Origin of the sequence: Loigolactobacillus bifermentans DSM 20003 (genome assembly GCF_001434575.1) — a bacterium.
Taxonomy (GTDB): Bacteria; Bacillota; Bacilli; order Lactobacillales; family Lactobacillaceae; genus Loigolactobacillus; species Loigolactobacillus bifermentans.
Map to the genome: position 1 here is coordinate 1 of NZ_AZDA01000067.1, position 234 is coordinate 234.

Below are 234 nucleotides of genomic sequence, written 5' to 3' on the forward strand. Positions count from 1 at the left end.
CAAAGAATTCAAACAAAACATTATCAACCTATATAAGCAAGGCGAATCAGCTGCCCAACTGGCCAGAGAATATGGCATTGGCTATTCAACAGTTCATAAGTGGATCCAGGGCCAGGCCAAAACTCAATCCGGTAAATCGCCAGACGAAATCAAAGCGATGGAAAAGCGACTGGCTTCGCTGTCTGAGGAGAACGAAATCCTAAAAAAAGCCCTGGGCTTCCTTGCGCAGAAGTA

General features: G+C 45.7%; 1 protein-coding gene. It reads left to right on the top strand.

The features are described 5' to 3' along the window. On the top strand, positions 1–234 hold a 234-nt coding region (locus FC07_RS08350; protein ID WP_003684371.1), incomplete at both ends, for an IS3 family transposase.